This window comes from Klebsiella sp. LTGPAF-6F (genome assembly GCF_001753185.1).
In the GTDB taxonomy this organism is placed as follows: domain Bacteria; phylum Pseudomonadota; class Gammaproteobacteria; order Enterobacterales; family Enterobacteriaceae; genus Klebsiella; species Klebsiella michiganensis.
This window is the reverse complement of sequence record NZ_CP017450.1, coordinates 5,905,870-5,924,960: the sequence shown is the minus strand read 5'-3', so window position 1 is coordinate 5,924,960 and position 19,091 is coordinate 5,905,870. Positions and strand designations below refer to the sequence as shown.

Here is a 19,091-nt window from a genome sequence, read left to right as displayed (position 1 = left end):
CAGAAAGGGTCTGACCGCCCTTATACGCTGGTATCGCAGTGGAATAATCCGAGTTTTTCGGCATAGACTTGTCGAGGTGTGGCCCAATTCGCACAATGTGCCGATTATTTAACGTAACCTGCACGATAACAATTTACTAACAAGGCGGTCGAGAAAAAATGGTGATGAAATATGTGTTTTCTGGACTACTGCTGTGCCTGCTGGCGGGCTGTAGCGCGACGCCGTCTCCGCCAGTGCAGAAGGCGCAGAAAGCACGGATAACGCCGCAGGCTACCCTCAATATGGCGCAGCTTTGCAAGGATAATGCCGCCGTTCGTTATAGTACAGGCGTGCGCCAGGTTGACATCAGCCATTTCGAGCAGTTTCAGGGTAGCTACGAGCTTTCGGGCAAGACTGCGCGGAATGAACGTTTTATCTGTTCTTTTGACCCGGACGGACAGTTTTTGCATCTTTCCATGCGCTAAACGCGCCCACGGCGGCGCTTATTTCCGCAATTTTCCCTAAACAATCCCGTTTCATACTGTATATCTCGCAGCCAGCGGGTATACTGGCTCCTTCCTTTAAATCCACACGTATCCAGCACGAAATCATATGCAAAAGTTTGATACCAGGACCTTCCAGGGCCTGATCCTGACCTTACAGGATTACTGGGCTCGCCAGGGCTGCACCATTGTTCAACCACTGGACATGGAAGTCGGCGCAGGCACCTCTCACCCGATGACCTGCTTACGCGCATTGGGTCCCGAGCCGATGGCGACCGCCTACGTGCAGCCTTCCCGCCGTCCGACCGATGGTCGCTACGGTGAAAACCCGAACCGTTTACAGCACTACTATCAGTTCCAGGTGGTGATAAAACCCTCTCCGGATAATATCCAGGAGCTGTACCTTGGGTCTCTGAAAGAGCTGGGTATGGATCCGACCATCCACGACATTCGCTTCGTCGAAGACAACTGGGAAAACCCGACGCTGGGCGCCTGGGGTCTGGGTTGGGAAGTGTGGCTGAACGGTATGGAAGTCACGCAGTTCACCTACTTCCAGCAGGTTGGCGGTCTGGAGTGTAAGCCGGTCACCGGCGAGATCACCTACGGTCTGGAACGTCTGGCGATGTATATCCAGGGTGTCGACAGCGTTTACGATCTGGTCTGGAGCGATGGCCCGCTGGGTAAAACGACCTACGGCGACGTGTTCCATCAGAACGAAGTGGAGCAATCCACCTATAACTTCGAATATGCCGACGTGGACTTCCTGTTCTCCTGCTTCGAGCAGTATGAGAAAGAAGCCCAGCAGCTGCTGGCGCTGGAAAACCCGCTGCCGCTGCCTGCCTACGAGCGCATTCTGAAAGCCGCCCATAGCTTTAACCTGCTGGACGCGCGTAAAGCCATCTCCGTCACCGAGCGTCAGCGCTATATCCTGCGCATTCGCACCCTGACCAAAGCAGTGGCTGAAGCTTACTATGCTTCCCGTGAAGCCCTGGGCTTCCCGATGTGCAACAAGAATAAATAAGAGGCGGCCATGTCTGAGAAAACTTTCCTGGTGGAAATCGGCACTGAAGAGCTGCCACCAAAAGCACTGCGCAGCCTGGCTGAATCCTTTGCTGCGAACGTGACCGCAGAGCTGGATAACGCTGGCCTCGCGCACGGTAAAGTTGAATGGTTTGCCGCACCGCGCCGTCTGGCGCTGAAAGTGGCGAATCTGGCGGCTGCGCAGGCAGACCGTGAAGTTGAAAAACGCGGCCCGGCGATTGCCCAGGCGTTTGACGCCAGCGGCCACCCGAGCAAAGCGGCCGAAGGCTGGGCGCGCGGCTGCGGTATCACCGTCGATCAGGCTGAACGTCTGACGACCGATAAAGGCGAATGGCTGCTGTATCGTGCCCACGTGAAAGGCGAGAGCACCGAAGCGCTGCTGCCGAACATGATCGCGACCTCGCTGGCGAAGCTGCCGATCCCGAAACTGATGCGCTGGGGCGCGTCCGACGTCCACTTCGTGCGTCCGGTTCATACCGTGACCCTGCTGCTGGGCGACAAAGTAATCCCGGCCACCATTCTGGGCGTGCAGTCCGATCGCGTTATTCGCGGCCACCGCTTTATGGGTGAGGCGGAGTTCACTATCGACAATGCCGATCAGTATCCGCAGATCCTGCTGGAGCGCGGTAAAGTCATCGCCGATTACGAACAGCGTAAAGCCAAAATTAAAGCCGATGCGGAAGAAGCGGCGCGTAAAATTGGCGGCAACGCCGATCTGAGCGAAAGCCTGCTGGAAGAGGTGACTTCACTGGTTGAATGGCCGGTGGTCCTCACCGCGAAGTTCGAAGAAAAATTCCTTGCGGTGCCTGCCGAAGCGCTGGTTTACACCATGAAAGGGGACCAGAAGTACTTCCCGGTTTACGACAACGCGGGCAAGCTGCTGCCGAATTTTATCTTCGTCGCCAACATCGAATCGAAAGATCCGACCCAGATTATTTCCGGTAACGAAAAAGTGGTGCGTCCGCGTCTGGCGGACGCTGAGTTCTTCTTCAATACCGACCGTAAAAAACGTCTGGAAGATAACCTTCCGCGCCTGCAAACCGTGCTGTTCCAGCAGCAGCTGGGTACGCTGCGCGATAAGACCGATCGTATTCAGGCGCTGGCCGGCTGGATCGCTGAGCAGATTGGCGCGGACGTCAATCACGCTACCCGCGCGGGCCTGCTCTCCAAGTGCGATCTGATGACCAACATGGTCTTCGAGTTCACCGACACGCAGGGCGTGATGGGGATGCACTACGCGCGCCATGATGGCGAAGCGGAAGACGTTGCCGTTGCCCTGAACGAGCAGTATCAGCCGCGTTTTGCCGGCGATGACCTGCCGTCTAACCCGGTGGCCTGCGCCGTGGCGATTGCCGATAAGATGGACACCCTGGCGGGTATCTTCGGTATCGGTCAGCATCCGAAAGGCGATAAAGACCCGTTTGCGCTGCGTCGTGCCGCGCTGGGCGTGCTGCGTATCATCGTTGAGAAGAACCTGAATCTGGATCTGCAAACGCTGACTGAAGAAGCGGTGCGTCTGTACGGCGACAAGCTGACGAATGGCAACGTGGTCGACGATGTTATCGACTTCATGCTGGGACGCTTCCGCGCCTGGTATCAGGATGAAGGCTATACCGTCGACACGATTCAGGCGGTACTGGCGCGTCGTCCAACCCGTCCGGCAGACTTCGATGCGCGTATGAAGGCGGTTTCCCACTTCCGTACCCTCGAAGAGTCCTCTGCCCTGGCGGCGGCGAACAAGCGTGTATCCAACATTCTGGCGAAATCAGACGTGACGCTGAACGATATCGTTCACGCCTCCGTACTGAAAGAAGCGGCTGAAATCAAGCTGGCAGGCAATTTAGTCGTGCTGCGCGATAAGCTGCAGCCGTACTTCGCCGAAGGGCGTTACCAGGATGCGCTGATTGAGCTGGCGTCCCTGCGCGAGCCGGTGGATGAGTTCTTCGAGAACGTGATGGTGAACGCAGAAGACCAGGATGTGCGCGTAAACCGACTGACGCTGCTGTCCAAGCTGCGCGATCTGTTCCTGCAGGTAGCGGATATTTCCCTGCTGCAGTAAGTGAATGGGTAATAATAAAAAACCTGCCTGCGGGCAGGTTTTTTTATACTAAAAATATAAGTAAGTGAACCATTAATAATTCGCTGATTGATATTTTCTTTATTTTCATTGATTGCCGGGAATTATTTTAGGAATATGCCAACGTAGTCTGGTCAGATATTTACGGTAGAATGCTGACGGGTGCTTGAGACTGTTTGTCTCAGGCGTTCAGCGGGAGACAAACAGAGAAAAGCCCCACCTGATGATAAATCAAAGTGAGGCTCCCCTATGCATGAACACCATAAGAGTAGCCTCTTACCTGTTGAAAATCAACACGGGAGGCGAGGAATGCCGCAAAAGTATCTGTTGTTTAGCTTAATAGTGATTTGCTTCACTATTTTATTATTTACCTGGATGGTGCGTGATTCGCTGTGTGAATTACAGCTCAGGCAGGGGAATATTGAGCTGGTGGCGTTCTTAGCCTGTGGGATTAAAACGTAAGAGACGGTGGCGGAGAGCGATCTCCGCCATTCTTACGGCGTTAAGCATTCTTATAGCACCCTGTTTTTTTCATGAAATCATTTATTTCGCCTCCTGAAACCAGGAGGCTTTTTTTCCGGATTCATGGCCTGTCGAAAAAACAGGCTTGAAATGTATACCGGGGTATGGCTATCCTATGGCCCGACGAATCCCTCGTCTCACCGGAGAGCACGCGCCAAATGAACAAACACGACTGATGAATTTCACGCCTTGCTTCGCGCTATTTGCGAGCAGGGGAGGTATTGATTTCATTCAGGAGTGCTTATGGCTCATTGTGCCCGGTCCCCCTCTTTTCTTTTGCATCAGGTCACCTGTCAGTTAGCGACGGGAGATACGCTTTTTGGTCCGCTGAATTTATCGCTGGAAGGCACCCTCTGCGGGCTTGTCGGGCGCAATGGCGTCGGTAAAACCCGATTATTGCGTTTGCTGGCGGGCCTGGACTCGCCGTCGAGCGGCCATATCGAACGTGTGGCTTCGGTGAGCTACGTTGCTCAGCAGCATGTCATGTTTCCTGATACGACGCTGGCGGAATGGCTTGGTGTCGAATTCGTTTTTTCTGCTCTGGCTCGTCTTGAACGGGGCGAAGGGCGAGCCGACGATCTTGAACGTCTTGATGGCTTTTGGGATCTCCCGGAGCGCCTGAATGCAGGATTCCAGGCCGCTGGCTTAGGAGAGTTTTCCCCCGGACGGCTCGCCTCTTCGCTGAGCGGCGGGGAAAGAGTGAAGGCGCAGCTGTGCGGAGCGTTCCTGTCCGACGCGGATTTCCTCCTGCTTGACGAACCCACCAACCATCTCGACCGACAAGGCCGCGCGTGGCTATATCAGCAGCTTGAGCAATGGCGCGGAGGGGCGTTGATCGCCAGCCACGATCGGGAGCTACTGACCCAAATGCCGCGCATCCTCGAGCTGGCATCCGCGGCTTTGCGCAGCTACGGCGGCAATTATGCGGATTATCAGCAGCAGCGTGAGCTGGAGCAGCAGGCGGCTCGCGCCGCGCTGGAGCATGCGGTTACTGAAAGGCGACGAACCCGGGCGCGGATGCAAAAAGAGCACGATGCCTGCCGGCGCCGCTCGGCGCAGACGTTGCGCACTATCGACACGCTCAATATCGCTTCATTTGAGCGTGTTGCCTGGAAAGGGGCGGCAAAAGAGCGTCCCGGCACCCTTAAGCGCCAGCATCGTGAACAAAGCAGCATCCTCAACGATGCGATAGAGCAGGCGCGTGAGCGGGTAGAGGAAGACAACCCGGTGATGTTTACTCTGCCCGGTAGCCAGGTCGCTGCGGGAAAGCAGGTGCTGGAGCTGGACGCGCTGCGGCTGACCCATTCACCGATGGCAGCGCTGGACTGGCGTATAGATGGGCCGATGCGCGTGGCGCTGCGCGGCCCTAACGGCTGCGGTAAAACAACGTTGCTTAAAACGCTGCTGGGCCTGCAGCCGCCGCTCTCAGGAAGCTGCCGCTTATCGGTCAACGCGGCGTATCTGGATCAGCATCTGAGCCAGCTGGACCTGTCATTGTCCATCATGGCGCACCTGAATCTCGGTGATACGCCCTTAGAAGAAGGTGTGCTGCGCAGCCAGCTGGCGCAGCTACAGCTGGGGGCGGACAAAGTCCATCTACCGCTATCGGTTCTGAGCGGAGGCGAAAGATTAAAAGCGGCGCTGGCCTGCGTGCTCTGGCGACGGGAGGCTACGCAGCTGCTGCTGTTGGATGAGCCCACTAACCATCTTGACCTGGCGTCCACTCTGGCGATTGAAAAAGCGCTGGCACAGTTTCCCGGCGCGATGCTGGTGGTGTCGCATGATGAAGCCTTTTTACGGGCGCTGAAGCTGACCCATTGCCTGGCATGGCGGGAAGAGGGCTGGAGCGTTGAGAGGCTATAAATGCAAAAAACCGCCATCGATGGATGGCGGTGACTTAAGGCGCAAATAAAAAAATCCCCGCCGTTTGGCAGGGACTTAATAATTTTGAGCTTTTTAAGCTTACAGGCTGGTTACGTTGCCAGCTGCCGGGCCTTTAGCGCCGCTTTCGATGGTGAAGGAAACTTTCTGACCTTCGTCCAGAGATTTGTAGCCTTCGTTCTGGATAGCAGAGAAGTGTACGAACACGTCTTTAGAACCATCGTCAGGAGTGATGAAGCCAAAGCCTTTGTCAGCGTTGAACCATTTTACGATACCAGTCATTTTACCGGACATAGTGAATTACCTTTAAAAAAATAAATGAGCCTTGCGGCGTTACGGTCTGGACTACAGATTTAAAGCGATAAAGGGAAAGTTCACTACCGGGGTATCAACGGATAACCTTTGAAGGACTGCTCTATTCGAATGCTCTGTGGTCTTTACTTCAAACCTGCGAGCATTAACGCATGTTCACGTTGTGATAGCAAACTTTTTTTTCGTTGGCATGAAAACGGTCCTTTGGCAGGACCGCTAGCCGAAACCCATAAACGCTAAAATTATGAATCAATAAGCTGTCTTGAAAGCTGCGGATTCGCCTGGATCAGGCGCATCAGCTTAAGCTCTGTGGGAGAAGGCCTTACGCGTCTCGATTCCCACTCTTGTACCATTGCTACGCTGACGCCCATGGCGTTGGCAAAATCATCTATTTTCAGCCCGGTACCTTTACGTAGCTGGTCAAATTCAATGCATGCGGCGGGCTTACGCGTCAGCGAGGCCGCCTGAGCCTGATCTTTAAAAATAATTTGTTCAAGGTTGCTCAGCAGTTCAAATGCAGGATCTTTATATTCCATTGAGAACTCCTCTCTTTCATACGGCGGAGGGTGAATTATGTAGAGCCTCTTAAGAATAGTCGGAAAAAAAGGCCAGGAATGCTTACCCTGATAATTATTTATCACCCGAGGTTCTTTCGCGCCGCGTCGGACGATATAACATGCTGAAAAGTAATAGAGAGAGCCGATAAGCAAATTATTGTAAACAGATAAGAAGAAAAGCGGAAAAGGCCAGCGCGCGCCCGCTGGCCGGTGTATTACGCCTTTTGGAGCTTCTCCACTTCACCCTGGGCCGCCGGAGGTTGCCGTTGGCCAAGCTTATATTTGACCAGCAGCGCGGTGGCCGACAGGAAGGCCGGGATTGCCAGCAAGGAGAAAATCGTTTCGAAAGAGAGCTGGGCCTGCATCAGGAACGCGCCGCTAAAGGCGCCGAGAATGCCGCCAAAGCGACCAATCCCTAACATCCAGGCCACGCCGGTCGCGCGTCCCTGGGTGGGATAGAAACCGGCGGCCAGCGCAGGCATTGATGATTGCGCGCCGTTCATAATGCTGCCGGCGATAAATACCATTATCCCCATCAGCAGCAGGTTATGGGTCGAGAAACCAACCAGACAAACGAACACGCCGGTCAGCAGCCAGCCCACGGCCACCACTTTGTTTGGGTTGAACTTATCCATCAGCGCGCCGAGGATAAGTACGCCAATCCCGCCACCCAGCGGGAACAGCGCGGTGATAATAGAGGCCTGGCTCATCGTCGCACCGGTTTCGCGGATGAGCAGCGGCAGCCAGCTGGTCAGCAAATAGAAGATCAGCAGGCCCATAAAGTAGGTCAGGCACAGCATGACGGTGCCGACGGCGTAGCGCGGTGAGAAAATCACGCCGATGGACGATTTCTCCTTTACCTGGCCCGCTTCGCGTAGTTCAAATTCCGCCTGCTCGGGAACAGGCGCGATGTGGCGCAGGATCGCGGCGATACGCTGGGCAGGCTGGCGTTTAACCACCATATAGCGCGCGGATTCCGGCAGAAGAAAGATCAGCACTACCGCCAGCAGCAGCGGCATCACGCCGCCAAGCACCAGCACGCTTTGCCAGCCGTAATGGGGGATCATCCAGGCGGAGAGGAAGCCGCCCAGCGAGGAGCCCATCGGAAAGCCGACGAACATCAGGTTAACCATCAGCGCCCTACGCCGCTCTGGGGCGTATTCGCTCATCAGCGTCGCGGCGTTCGGCATGGCGGCGCCCAGCCCAAGGCCGGTAAGAAAACGCAGCAGCGTCAGCTGGTTAAGGCTGGTAGCAAAGGCGGTCAGCAGGCTGAAGCCACCGAAAACCACGATGGACATAATCAGAACTTTTTTCCGCCCAACGCGGTCGGCGAGCGGTCCGGCGGTCAGCGCACCGACCGCGAGCCCGACTAAGGCGGCGCTCATAACCGGGCCTAACGCCGATTTTTCGACGCCCCATTCCTGCACCAGGTCAGAGGCGATAAAGCCGATTATCGCGGTATCGAATCCGTCCATCGCGACGGTGATAAAACATAAGGCCAGAATCATCCACTGGTATTTCGTGAAGGGATGTTCATTGATAAAAGCCTGAATATCGATGGTTGTTTTCTTCATGCGGCATTCCTGGCTGGCAGAGCGGGGGACAGAGATAGATTATTGTTATCTCCCTCGCGGTCGTTGATGTTGTTTGTGCGATTATCGAACAAAAAGCCGTTAATCGCTCATTTAATAAAATCATCGAACGGCGGTTCAGGCAATGCAGGCGAAAAGGGAAGCGTGCGATTATCGTCCACTTTGCGACCCGCGCAGAAGAGAGAATAGATTAATAATAACAAAATCAATTTGTTAAGCGTTTCAGCCGAATACCGGATGATAGCGGTAATTGTGATGAACTTAACAGCCGACGCGACTGGCCGCTAAAACGCTAAAAAACCGGCTTTCAGGGAGGAAGATTGTCAGGAAAAGGTATCCTGCAAGGCCGACCTGGACTATCCTTGTCAGCGTCTGGCACGTGTGTGTCTGTTTGCGCTTTTTTTGGCTGAAAGGAGTAAAAAAATGGCGACAGGAAAGTCCTGCTCTCGCTGGTTTGCGGCTATTGCGGCCCTGTTAATGGTGGTTAGCCTGAGTGGGTGTTTTGATAAAGAAGGCGATCAGCGCAAAGCGTTTATCGACTTCCTGCAAAATACGGCAATGCGTAGCGGCGAACGTCTGCCGACGCTGACCGCCGATCAGAAAAAACAGTTCGGACCTTTCGTTTCCGATTACGCGGTGATTTACGGCTATTCACAGCAGGTAAGCCAGGCGATGGATGCGGGTTTGCGTCCGGTGGTTGATAGCGTGAACGCGATCCGCGTACCGCAGGATTATGTTACCCAGCGCGAGCCGCTGCGTCAGGCAAACGGCGCTTTAGGCGTACTGAGCCAGCAGCTGGAGAACGCAAAAATACAGGCGGATGCCGCCCACGGCGCGCTGAAACAGGGCGACGATCTCAAGCCGGTCTTCGACCAGGTCTATAACAAAGTCGTGACGGCGCCGGCGAATGCGCTACAGCCCTTAATTCCGGCAGCGCAGGTATTTACCCAACAGCTGGTGCAGGTGGGTGATTTTATCGCTCAGCAAGAAACCCAGGTCAGCTTTGTGGCGAACGGTATTCAGTTCCCGACTTCGCAGCAGGCCAGTCAGTACAATACGCTGATTGGGCCGCTGGCCGCTCAGCACCAGGCCTTTAATCAGGCGTGGACCGCGGCCGTTAACGCGACGCGTTAACGGCTCTGACAGCCCGGGCAAGGCTTCACCTTAGCCCGGGTTTTCTTTTTTCACTTCTCACTTCACCTGCGGATTCACGCAGTTCTTCTCAACGTTGCCGTTCAGGGCATCAATCAGATTATCCACCGCGCAGGCCGCCATGTTATAGCGGGTTTCATGCGTGGCTGAGCCAATATGCGGCACGGCGACCACGTTTGGCATATTCAGCAGCGGGGAGTCTTTCGCCAGCGGCTCTTGTTCGAAAACGTCGAGGCCGGCGGCATGAATTTCACCTTCCTGCAGTGCGGCAATCAGCGCCTTCTCATCCACCACCGGGCCGCGCCCGGCGTTAATAAAGATGGCCGAGGGCTTCATTTTGGCAAACTGCGCTTTGCCGAACAGATGATGAGTCTCGTCGGTCAGCGGCAGGATCAGACAGACAAAATCCGCTTCCTCCAGCAGGGTATCGAGATCGCAGTAGCGGGCGTTAAAGCGCTCTTCTGCCTGAGGGTGCTGGCGGCGGGCGTTGTAGAGGATCGGCATACCAAAGCCCGCGTGGGCGCGCTGGGCAAGCGCCATCCCGATACGCCCCATACCGACGATACCGAGGGTTTTATGGTGCACATCGTTGCCAAACCAGTCCGGACCGATGCTTTTGGTCCACTCGCCGGCCTTCACGCGGTTAGCCACCTCAACCACCCGACGCGCGGTGCTCAATACCAGCGCCATCACGGTATCGGCGACGGTCTCGGTCAGTACCGTCGGGGTGTGCATCAGCAGCACTTTACGCGCATTCAGCGCATCGACGTCGAAGTTGTCATAGCCGACGGAGATGGTCGAGGTCGCACGAAGCTTGGGCATTTTCTCCAGTAACGCGGTATCGACTTTTTCGCTGGAACCCAGCAGACCTACCGCTTCAGCGAACGCGTCGGCGTGCTGTGAAACGGTCTCCGGACGCAGGTTTTTCACCTGGGTGACGGTAAAGTGTTGTTCCAGACGCTGTTGCAGGTCGTCGGGAAGCGTTTTGTAGAGAATGACTGACGGCTTCATGCGGTTCTCCGTTGCGTTAAGGTTTCAGGCGTGACGTGCGCCGAGCGGAAGTTTTTGATTATTAGCAGGCTTAACAATCAAAGTAAGCCATACCGAGACGAAAAGCGCCACTCCCATGAAAATGTACGAGGCTGCGGGGCTGCCGGTGGTGCCGTTCAGGTAACCGACAAACCATGAGCCGAAGAACGAACCCAGCGCGCCCATGCTGTTAATCAGGGCCATGGCGCCTCCGGCGACGTTGCGCGGCAGCATCTCAGGAATGATGGCGAAGAACGGTCCGTAGGGGGCGTACATCGCCGCGCCGGCAATCACCAGCAGGGTATAAGAGACCCAGAAATGGTTGGCGCCAACGGCCCAGGAACCAATAAAGGCGAAGGCGGCAATCAGCAGCAGCGGCCAGACAAACAGCTTGCGGTTCTGCATTTTATCGGAGGCCCAGGAGACCACGATCATCGCGATGGTCGCCGCCAGATAGGGGACGGATGAGAGCCAGCCGACCTCGACCATGCCCATATTCTCGCCGCCGCTGCGGATAATTGACGGCAGCCACAGAACGAAACCGTAAACCCCGATGCTCCAGGCGAAATACTGCATGCACAGCAGGACAACGTTGCGCGAGCGGAAGGCTTCGCCGTAGTTGCGCACCGGTTTGATTCCCTGCTGTTCACGCTCCAGCTGCTCCTGCAACGCGGCTTTTTCGCTTTCCGCCAGCCAGTTGACCTGCGAAGGTTTGTCTTTTACCAGCACCCACCAGCAGAAGGCCCAAATCACCGCCGGAACGCCTTCGATAATAAACATTTCCCGCCAGCCGAAGGCCTGAATCAGGTAACCGGACACCACCGACATCCACAGCACCGTCACCGGGTTGCCGAGGATCAGGAAGGTATTGGCGCGAGAGCGTTCAGATTTAGTAAACCAGTTGCTGATGTAAATCAGCATCGCCGGCATGACCGCGGCCTCGACGACGCCGAGAATAAAGCGAATCGCCGCCAGCGCGGGAATATTGTGCACCATCCCGGTCAGCGAGGCGCAGGCGCCCCACAGGATCAGGCAGATAAAAATGAGTTTGCGTACGCTGCGGCGTTCGGCGTAAATCGCGCCGGGGATCTGAAAGAAGAAGTAGCCGAGGAAGAACAGCGCCCCCAGCAGGGAGGAGATACCTTTGGTGATCCCCAGATCTTCAGTAATACCGGCCGCCGAAGCGAAGCTGAAGTTAGCGCGGTCGAGATATGCCAGGCTATACGTGATAAACACGATAGGCATGATGTACCACCAGCGTTTTGTTGCATTCGTCGAACTATTCATAGGTTTGCCTCTGTGAGTGAGGTGACGCTCATCATAGAAAAGATCCGTTACGCCGCGCTGCATGTAGGGTACAGAACGGCCTGACGTTGTGCTGAATCTGCTTACTCGCCCAGCGCCTCACGCGTGGGTAAGCCTTCGCTATCGCCCTGGACCTGAATGGCCAGTGAGCCGATTTTGTTTCCGCGTTTCACCGCCTGCGGCAGCGGTTTTCCTTCCAGCAGGGCGCTAATCACCCCGACGGCAAAGCCATCGCCGGCGCCAACGGTATCGACGACGTTATCCACTTTTATCGCCGCAACGGCCCCCTGTTCGCCGTCGGCGGTTTTATACCAGGCGCCGTCGGAGCCGGTTTTTATGATGACCGCGCGAACGCCGTGGCTGAGATAAAAGTCCGCAATGGCTTCCGGCGTTTGCTGGCCGGTCAGAATCATGCCTTCTTTCAACCCTGGCAGAACCCAGTCGGCCTGAAACGCAAGGCGGTTAAGCTTCTCGACCATCTCGGCTTCGCTTTTCCACAGCGTGGGCCGCAGGTTGGGGTCGAACGAAATCGTTTTTCCCTGCGCTTTCATGGTACGCGCCGCGCGGTCCAGCAGGGCGTATGAGCTTTCCGACAGCGCGGCGGCCACGCCGCTTAAGTGCAGGTGACGGGCGCTGGCGAAGTATGATTCGTTAAAATCATCCGGCGACAGATGGCTGGCGGCGGAGCCTTTGCGAAAATATTCCACGATGGGATCGGTTCCATTTTCGACTTTAGATTTCAGCTGAAAGCCGGTAGCGTAGCGGCCATCGGTGCTCACGCCGCGGGCGTCGATCCCCTCTTTCGTCAGCGCGGTGAGGACGAAGCGGCCAAAGCTGTCCGCGCCGACGCGGCTTACCCAGCCGACGCTTAAGCCGAGGCGGGCCAGCCCGGTCGCGACGTTCAGTTCCGCGCCCGCCACGCGCTTCATAAAATGTTCTACTTCAGCCAGTTCGCCGGTTTCGGTGGCGACAAACATCGCCATGGCTTCGCCTATTGTGATGACATCTAACGCTTTTTTCATAACTTAATCCTCGCGTAACAGGTTGACGTAGCGGCGGGTCACGGCCGTCAGGTCATGGCCAGTCAGCGGAAATTCGATCCCGCGCGGGGCGTCTGCGGGCAGATTGTCGAGCAGCGCCAGCCAGCGCCCGGACGCTTCATCCGGCGGTACGGCGCGAAACTGCGAATGGTGCGGCTCAGCCGCCTTTACATGAATATAGCTGACGGCAGGCGCCAGGTGGCGCGCGGCCTCTTCCGGCGAGTCGCCAACCCACAGCCAGTTGCCCATATCAAAGGTGAGGGTGATCGGCAGCTGGTTAACCCGACAGGCGGCCTTGAAGCGCTGCATCGGCGCCAGCTGGCCGCAGTCGGTTTGATCGTTTTCCACCACCAGCGCCATGCCGCTCTCGCGCAGGATATCGCGCAGGGTGTCCAGATCGTTTTGGTGGGTAAAGCGGCCCAGCGAGAGCTTCAGCCACAATGCGTTAAGGGTTTGCGCTTCCTGCAAAAAGTCGGCGAGGCGCGGGTTGAGCGAGCCGTCTGCGGTAAACAGGGCTTCCGGCGCGGAATAGCAAACCAGCAGGCCGCGGCGCTCAATATCGGCGGCCAGTTCCGGCAGGCGGTTCAGCTCATCCGCGCTGAACAGTTCCCGGCGGATCTCTACGCCGTCGGCGCCGGAGCCGGCGATAAACGGCAGGACGGCGGACTGCCCGCCCAGCGCTTTAACATGGTCATTCCCGTACGCGGCGGTAACGACAATAATCTTTCTGGCCATCCCAATACTCCCGACGATAATCTGATGCGTTGTTTATTACGCTAGATGGTATCGGTTCCAAAGCAAAGGCCAGGATGTCTAATTTATGATCGCCATCACGAAGGATCGTTAGCGGGAGGTGGAGCCTCTGACGATCAGCTCGCCGGAAAACACCCGTTCGCAGACCGGGTCGTTGCTGCCTTCAATCCGACGCACCACCTGCTCGACGGCGGCGAAGCCAATCTGCCAGGTCGGCTGTTTGAGCGTGGTGATCCCCACGCCCGCCAGCTCGGCCCACTCCAGTTCATCGAAGCCCAGCAGGCCGATATCGCTGCCCCAAATCAGGCCAACGCGTTTAAGGGAGCGTGCCACTTGCAGGGTCAGCGCGCCGTTGGCGGAAATCACCGCCTTGCGCATGCCGCGATGGTGGGAGTGGAAGTGACGCAGGACGTTATCCAGCATCGCGCCATCGTTCAACGGTACTTCGGCGTTTTCCGCGACAATACCGGTATGGCGCAGGAGGGTCTGGCGAAACGCGCTCAGGCGCTCGCGGCGGGTATTGACCGAGCCGAGGGGTTCGCTAAGGAACAGCAGGGCTTCGAAGCCCTTTTCCACCAGGTGTTCGGTGGCGGTGGTGGCGGCCTGGGTATTATCGAGGCCGACGACATCGCAGGCGAATTCCGGAATTTTGCGGTCGATAAGCACCATCGGCAGCGCCGACTGCTGCAGGCGGTTGAGGCCGTCCTCGCGCATCCCGACCGCGTTGACCACGATCCCCTCCACCTGATAGCTGCGCAGCAGGTCGAGATAGTGCAGCTCCTGGTCCAGCTCATTGTTGGTATTACATACCAGCAGGGTAAATCCTTTTTCGCGACAGGCGGCTTCAATGCCGCTGAGCACGTTGACGGAGTAGGGGTTGGTGATATCGGCGATGATCAGGCCGATCAGCCGGGTGCGGCCATGCTTCAGGCCGCGGGCCATCAGGCTGGGACGATAGTCGAGCTCGGCAATGGCTTTTTCAATGCGCCCCAGCAGATCGTCGGAAAGCAGATGCTTCTCGCCGTTCAGATAGCGTGAAATGCTGGTTTTGCCGGTCTTTGCGGCTTTCGCCACATCGCTAATGGTTGCTCGCGCCGCTTTCGCCATGGTGGCTTCCTTTGCTGAAATCTGCACACACCTTAGCGCGAAAATTCGCTATATCAAGCATTTTGCCCGGCGAGTCGCCGGGCAAAGAGGGCATTACTGCAGCGGGCTGAGGGTAATTTCAACGCGGCGGTTCTGCGCTTTGCCTTCCGCCGTGCTGTTGCTGGCGATCGGGTTTGCCGGGCCCATACCGGTTGTGCGGATGCGATTAGCCGCCACGCCCTGGGTAATAAGCGCGCTGGCGACGCTCTCCGCGCGCTGCTGAGAGAGGCGCATGTTCAGATCCTGGCTGCCGGTGCTGTCGGTATAACCCACTACGTTAACGGCGGTTTTCTCATACTCTTTCAGCACCATCGCCACGCCGGTGAGGGTATTGGCGCCCGCGGGTTTCAGGTTGGCGCTGCTGCTGTCGAAAGTCACATTGTTCGGCATGTTCAGCACGATATTGTCGCCGTTTCGCGTCACGCTTACGCCGGTTCCCTGCATTTTCTCGCGCAGCTTCGCTTCCTGCACGTCCATATAGTAACCGATACCGCCGCCCAGCGCCGCGCCGGCCGCTGCGCCGATCAGCGCGCCTTTGCCGCGGTCATGTTTGGAAGAGGAGAGCGCCCCAACGCCTGCGCCGACTAACGAACCAATGCCCGCGCCGATCCCGGATTTACCCGCTTCGCGCTCCCCGGTATAGGGATTGGTGGTACAGCCAGAAATGGCCAGTGCGCCGCTAACGACAGCCGCAATCATGAGTACGCGTTTTTTCATCTTATTTCCTTAATCCTTTTTATTCTTTGCCACAGCGACCGTGACGGTTGATTATGACGCCCGAAACCGGAGAAAATTCCGCAGAGAGCATCTCAATTTGTAAATAACATTGAACGGCTGAATAACGTGCCGTCACCACACCTGCTATCGCTGACCAGGAGCCCGCATTGCCAACCTCATCTGCTACCAAAACTATCCTGACCGCAGCCCATTGGGGGCCAATGCTGGTCGAAACCGATGGCGAGAACGTCATCTCTTCGCGCGGGGCGCTTGATACCCCTTTCCCCAACTCGCTGCAAACCGCAGTGCGCGATCAGGTGCATAGCAAAACCCGCGTACGTTATCCGATGGTGCGTAAGGGATTTCTCGCCTCGCCAGAAAGCCCACAAGGCGTGCGCGGGCAGGATGAGTTTGTGCGGGTGAGCTGGGAGCAGGCGCTGGATCTGATTCACGCCCAGCACCGGCGCATTCGCGAAAGCTACGGCCCGGCGTCGATTTTTGCGGGCTCCTACGGCTGGCGCTCAAATGGCGTGCTGCACAAAGCGGCGACGCTGCTCCAGCGCTATATGAGCCTGGCGGGCGGCTATACCGGGCATCTGGGCGATTATTCCACCGGCGCGGCCCAGGCGATCATGCCGTACGTGGTTGGCGGTAATGAGGTTTATCAGCAGCAGACCAGCTGGCCAATGGTGTTGGAACATAGCGATGTCGTGGTGCTGTGGAGCGCTAACCCATTAAATACGCTAAAAATTGCCTGGAACGCTTCCGATGAGCAGGGCATCCCGTGGTTCGATCGTCTGCGTCAGAGCGGGAAGCGGGTGATCTGCATCGATCCCATGCGATCGGAAACGGCGGAATTCTTTGGCGACGCGGCGGAGTGGATCGCCCCGCATATGGGCACCGACGTGGCGCTGATGCTCGGTATCGCCCATACGCTGGTGGAAAACGGCTGGCAGGATGACGCGTTTTTGGCCCACTGCACCAGCGGCTATGACGTTTTCGCCCGCTATCTGACCGGGGAGAGCGACGGAACGGCAAAAACGGCGGAATGGGCGGCGGCGATCTGCGGCATTAGCGCGGAGAAAATTCGCGAACTGGCACAACTTTTCCACGAAAACACCACCATGTTGATGTCCGGCTGGGGAATGCAGCGCCAGCAGTTTGGCGAACAAAAACACTGGATGCTGGTGACCCTTGCCGCCATGCTCGGCCAGATAGGCACCCAGGGCGGGGGCTTTGGCCTTTCCTATCACTTTGCCAACGGCGGCAACCCTACGCGCCGCGCGGCGGTGCTGGCCTCAATGCAGGGCAGCGTGGCGGGCGGGACCGATGCAGTGGAAAAAATCCCGGTCGCGCGTATCGTTGAAGCGCTGGAAAACCCCGGAGCGTCTTATCAACATAACGGTATGGAACGCCGCTTCCCGGATATCCGCTTTATCTGGTGGGCGGGCGGCGCCAACTTTACCCACCATCAGGATACCAACCGGCTGATCCGCGCCTGGCAAAAACCGGAGCTTATCGTCATTTCCGAATGCTTCTGGACCGCCGCGGCGCGCCATGCCGATATCGTGCTGCCCGCGACGACCTCATTTGAACGCAACGATATGACCATGACCGGCGACTACAGCAACCAGCATCTGGTGCCGATGAAGCGGGTGGTCGCGCCGCGCGATGAAGCGCGCGATGATTTCGAGGTCTTCGCCGACCTCAGCGAGCGCTGGGAAGCGGGCGGGCGGGAGCGCTTCACCGAGGGTAAAAACGATCTGCAGTGGCTGGAGACGTTTTACCAGATTGCCGCCCAGCGCGGGGCGGCGCAGCAGGTTACGCTGCCGCCGTTCGCCCGGTTCTGGCAGGATAATCAGCTGATTGAAATGCCGGAGAACCCCGAAAACGCGCGCTTCGCCCGCTTTGCCGCCTTCAGGGCCGATCCGCAGGCGAATCCGCTGAAAACCGCCAGCGGTAAAATTGAGATACACTCGCCGACCATCGCCGGGTTTGCTTATCCGGATTGCCCGCCGCACCCGATGTGGCTGGAGCCGGATGAATGGCACGGCAATGCGCAGGAAGGCCAGCTCCAGGTGCTGTCAGCGCATCCGGCGCACCGCCTCCACAGCCAGCTCAACCATACGCCGCTGCGCGAACAGTACGCGGTGGCGGGTCGTGAACCGTTAACCCTTCATCCGCGCGATGCGCAGGCGCGCAATATCGCCGATGGCGATCTGGTGCGGGTATGGAATTCACGCGGCCAGGTGCTGGCCGGCGCGGTAGTGACCGACGGCATTCGTCCCGGGGTTATCTGCTTGCACGAAGGAGCATGGCCCGATCTCGACCCTCAGGCGGGAATTTGCAAAAACGGTGCGGTGAACGTGCTGACCAAAGATATTCCGACATCGCGGCTGGGTAACGGCTGCGCCGGAAATACGGCGCTGGCCTGGCTGGAAAAGTATACCGGGCCCGAGCTTACGCTGACGGCATTTGATCCGCCGACCAATGCATAATCCAGGTCGGATGCTGGGTTTCATCCTGCCATGCGCAGTCTTCAATGCGGAAGCCCTGCGCATGGTAGAAATTCACCGCCTGAACGTTTTTCTGGTATACCTCAAGGGTTAGCCAACCGTAGTGTTTTTTGACTTCGCCGATCAGCGCGCTGCCGATGCCCTGCCTGGCGGCATCCGGCGCGACGAACAGCGCGCCGATGAAGCGTGACTCCATCACGCTGATAAAACCCTTCAGCACGCCGTCCTGCTCCCATACCCAGGTTTGCGCGGAGGGCAAGTAAACGTCGCGCACTATCGCCAGGCTGTCATGCCAGTAGCTTTCGGCGATAAACGGATGCGCGTGGATCGTACTCTCAAGCCACAGCTCGAGCAGCGGGCCGGTTTCGTTAGCGTCCCAGTTACGAATCATCCTGGCCTCCTGAGCGACAGAAACAGTCGATGACGTGGTCGTTGACCAGACCGCAGGCCTGCATAAAGGAGTAGCAGATAGTGGAGCCGACAAACTTAAAGCCCCGTTTTTTCAGCGCTTTCGACAATGCGTCAGAAGCCGGGGTGGTTGTCGGGATCTCCGCCAGCGTGGCGGCGGCCGTCACCTGGGGGTGATTATCGACGAATGACCAGACGAAATCTGCGAAAGGTTCGCCATTTTTTTCCATCGCCAGGAAGGCGCGGGCGTTGCCGATGATGGCCTGAATTTTACCGCGATGGCGAATAATACCGGCGTCGAGAACCAGACGTTGAATGTCTTCTTCGTCCATTGCCGCGACGCGAACCGGATCAAACTGGTGAAAAGCGCGGCGGTAGTTTTCACGCTTTTTCAGCACGGTGATCCACGACAGTCCGGCCTGCTGGCCTTCGAGACAAATCATCTCAAACAGCTTGCGGGGATTCTTTTCAGCAACGCCCCACTCCTTATCGTGGTACTCAATGTATAAAGGATCCTGACTGACCCATCCGCAACGTTGCATCTGTCTCTCCCTTTTGTGA

18 protein-coding genes are annotated in these 19,091 nt (G+C 57.2%); 7 read left to right on the top strand and 11 right to left on the bottom strand.

Features of this window, described 5'->3' with window-relative positions; genetic code table 11:
- Positions 1-158: 158 nt before the first annotated feature.
- From BJF97_RS27770 to BJF97_RS27750, 5 genes are all read left to right on the top strand, one after another.
- Entirely contained in the window at positions 159-464 is a 306-nt protein-coding gene (locus BJF97_RS27770; RefSeq protein ID WP_014227200.1) for a YsaB family lipoprotein, read from the top strand.
- 127 nt (positions 465-591) lie between these two features.
- A complete protein-coding gene (gene glyQ, locus BJF97_RS27765) occupies positions 592-1,503 on the top strand; it encodes a glycine--tRNA ligase subunit alpha (protein ID WP_004126458.1) in 912 nt (303 codons plus the stop codon).
- A gap of 9 nt (positions 1,504-1,512) precedes the next feature.
- Positions 1,513-3,582 (top strand): glycine--tRNA ligase subunit beta, encoded by a 2,070-nt coding sequence (gene glyS / locus BJF97_RS27760; RefSeq protein ID WP_025106788.1) that lies wholly within the window; start codon positions 1,513-1,515, stop codon positions 3,580-3,582.
- A 327-nt stretch (positions 3,583-3,909) separates the two neighbouring features.
- Complete coding sequence (gene hokA, locus BJF97_RS27755) at positions 3,910-4,062, top strand: type I toxin-antitoxin system toxin HokA (RefSeq protein WP_004106778.1); 153 nt, start codon at positions 3,910-3,912, stop codon at positions 4,060-4,062.
- Between the two features lie 303 nt (positions 4,063-4,365).
- The gene (locus BJF97_RS27750) at positions 4,366-5,985 is read left to right on the top strand and encodes an ATP-binding cassette domain-containing protein (RefSeq protein ID WP_014227198.1); all 1,620 of its coding nucleotides are present in this window, start codon (positions 4,366-4,368) and stop codon (positions 5,983-5,985) included.
- 99 nt (positions 5,986-6,084) lie between these two features.
- Here the strand turns inward: BJF97_RS27750 and cspE are convergent, their stop codons facing one another.
- The 3 genes from cspE to BJF97_RS27735 all read right to left on the bottom strand — a co-directional run bounded on the left by cspE (position 6,085) and on the right by BJF97_RS27735 (position 8,446).
- Positions 6,085-6,297, bottom strand: a complete 213-nt coding sequence (cspE, locus tag BJF97_RS27745) for a transcription antiterminator/RNA stability regulator CspE (protein WP_004126446.1) — start codon at positions 6,295-6,297, stop codon at positions 6,085-6,087.
- A 260-nt stretch (positions 6,298-6,557) separates the two neighbouring features.
- Entirely contained in the window at positions 6,558-6,851 is a 294-nt protein-coding gene (locus BJF97_RS27740) for an HTH-type transcriptional regulator (RefSeq protein WP_004106774.1), read from the bottom strand.
- A gap of 236 nt (positions 6,852-7,087) precedes the next feature.
- A complete protein-coding gene (locus BJF97_RS27735) occupies positions 7,088-8,446 on the bottom strand; it encodes an MFS transporter (protein WP_032692957.1) in 1,359 nt (452 codons plus the stop codon).
- A 441-nt stretch (positions 8,447-8,887) separates the two neighbouring features.
- On the opposite strand from BJF97_RS27735, the gene BJF97_RS27730 reads away from it, so the two are divergent.
- Positions 8,888-9,598, top strand: coding sequence for a DUF3053 domain-containing protein (locus BJF97_RS27730; protein WP_004126443.1), 711 nt, complete (start codon positions 8,888-8,890; stop codon positions 9,596-9,598).
- Between the two features lie 57 nt (positions 9,599-9,655).
- Here the strand turns inward: BJF97_RS27730 and ghrB are convergent, their stop codons facing one another.
- The 6 genes from ghrB to BJF97_RS27700 form a co-directional block, all read right to left on the bottom strand.
- Positions 9,656-10,627, bottom strand: a complete 972-nt coding sequence (gene ghrB / locus BJF97_RS27725; RefSeq protein WP_009652700.1) for a glyoxylate/hydroxypyruvate reductase GhrB — start codon at positions 10,625-10,627, stop codon at positions 9,656-9,658.
- Between the two features lie 24 nt (positions 10,628-10,651).
- Entirely contained in the window at positions 10,652-11,932 is a 1,281-nt protein-coding gene (locus BJF97_RS27720; protein WP_004855346.1) for an MFS transporter, read from the bottom strand.
- A 101-nt stretch (positions 11,933-12,033) separates the two neighbouring features.
- Positions 12,034-12,972 carry a sugar kinase gene (locus BJF97_RS27715; protein ID WP_032692954.1) on the bottom strand — a complete coding sequence of 313 codons (939 nt, stop codon included), beginning with the start codon at positions 12,970-12,972 and terminating at the stop codon, positions 12,034-12,036.
- Positions 12,973-12,975: 3 nt separating this feature from the next.
- Positions 12,976-13,725 (bottom strand): sugar phosphate isomerase/epimerase family protein, encoded by a 750-nt coding sequence (locus BJF97_RS27710; RefSeq protein WP_004855342.1) that lies wholly within the window; start codon positions 13,723-13,725, stop codon positions 12,976-12,978.
- A gap of 108 nt (positions 13,726-13,833) precedes the next feature.
- On the bottom strand, positions 13,834-14,850 hold the full coding sequence (locus tag BJF97_RS27705; RefSeq protein ID WP_004855337.1) for a LacI family DNA-binding transcriptional regulator: 1,017 nt from the start codon (positions 14,848-14,850) through the stop codon (positions 13,834-13,836).
- A gap of 93 nt (positions 14,851-14,943) precedes the next feature.
- The gene (locus BJF97_RS27700) at positions 14,944-15,606 is read right to left on the bottom strand and encodes an OmpA family lipoprotein (protein WP_004855336.1); all 663 of its coding nucleotides are present in this window, start codon (positions 15,604-15,606) and stop codon (positions 14,944-14,946) included.
- Between the two features lie 167 nt (positions 15,607-15,773).
- Between BJF97_RS27700 and BJF97_RS27695 the strand changes: the two genes are divergently transcribed.
- Complete coding sequence (locus BJF97_RS27695; protein WP_032692953.1) at positions 15,774-18,104, top strand: molybdopterin guanine dinucleotide-containing S/N-oxide reductase; 2,331 nt, start codon at positions 15,774-15,776, stop codon at positions 18,102-18,104.
- Here the strand turns inward: BJF97_RS27695 and BJF97_RS27690 are convergent.
- Positions 18,067-18,513, bottom strand: coding sequence for an N-acetyltransferase (locus BJF97_RS27690; RefSeq protein WP_004137819.1), 447 nt, complete (start codon positions 18,511-18,513; stop codon positions 18,067-18,069). The genes BJF97_RS27695 and BJF97_RS27690 overlap by 38 nt on opposite strands.
- Positions 18,503-19,072: a DNA-3-methyladenine glycosylase I gene (tag, locus tag BJF97_RS27685; RefSeq protein ID WP_032692952.1), complete on the bottom strand. Its 570-nt coding sequence runs from the start codon at positions 19,070-19,072 to the stop codon at positions 18,503-18,505. The genes BJF97_RS27690 and tag overlap by 11 nt, the downstream gene beginning before the upstream one ends.
- Positions 19,073-19,091 lie beyond the last annotated feature (19 nt).